Source organism: Psychrobacter sp. TB20-MNA-CIBAN-0197, from assembly GCF_040309765.1.
Classification (GTDB): Bacteria; Pseudomonadota; Gammaproteobacteria; order Pseudomonadales; family Moraxellaceae; genus Psychrobacter; species Psychrobacter submarinus.
In genome coordinates this window covers 1-845 of record NZ_JBEOPC010000081.1, presented here as the reverse complement: position 1 = coordinate 845, position 845 = coordinate 1, and the positions used below count along the sequence as shown (strand labels likewise).

Here is an 845-nt window from a genome sequence, read left to right as displayed (position 1 = left end):
GTATAGGTGTATAGGTGTATAGGTGTATAGGTGTATAGGTGTATAGGTGTATAGGTGTATAGGTGTATAGGTGTATATATACCTACAATAAATTATTAAAAATCAACGCTATGGATGGATATTAACGCTCATTCAGCCGTGACTCAATCATCTCAGTGAGTAGCTTAGTGACGGTTGTGCGATTATCAAGGACGTATTGTTTAAGCTCAAAGTAGGTATCTTCATCAAGATTGAAATTGACTCGTGTGCTCTTTTTAGGCTTATCAGTGACGTCAGACAACTCAAGCGCGTCTTTTTTATCTTTACTTGGGCGGCCAGCTTTCATAACTCTACTTCCTTATCAAAAAACGTTTTAACCTCGTTGACCAGTTGCGTGATCTCAGTCACGGCACTGCTCTTAGCAGATTCTGTCTCAAATACCGTTTTGCCAACTGAAGCGCTATTTGGATAGCTGACCCGCTGCACGATTCTGGCATCAAGAACGGGCAGATTATAATCTTGTAGCACTGCGGCAACTTCTTTGCCGATGTTAGTGTTTTGGATCGCGCGAGAGACCACAAAGGCGGCTTTGAGCTTACCATCGGTCATCTCGATGCGCTGCTGCACCAAATCAACCAAATCACTGGTCGCCCATACATCATAGGGGCTTGGCTGTACGGGTATCAACACAAAGTCAGCGGCTTTTATGGCAGATAGTGCCAAATTGGTCGCTTGCGGTGAGCCATCAATTACGACGAACTCTTTATCGGAAACATTTTTTAAATCCTTATCAAGCGTTGGCCTATCAAGGCCGATAACAGGAACAGGATTGTCTTCATTAACAGCTCTCCAATCGCGAGCACTGC

2 protein-coding genes are annotated in these 845 nt (G+C 43.9%); both read right to left on the bottom strand.

Translation table 11 applies throughout. From position 1 onward, the window contains the following. Positions 1 to 121 precede the first annotated feature (121 nt). On the bottom strand, positions 122 to 325 hold the full coding sequence (locus AAEY83_RS12745) for a hypothetical protein (protein ID WP_025643755.1): 204 nt from the start codon (positions 323 to 325) through the stop codon (positions 122 to 124). Continuing rightward, positions 322 to 845, bottom strand: a 524-nt coding sequence (gene parA, locus AAEY83_RS12740; RefSeq protein ID WP_351059244.1) for a ParA family partition ATPase, incomplete at its 5' end; no start/stop codon positions are given. The genes AAEY83_RS12745 and parA, both read right to left, overlap by 4 nt.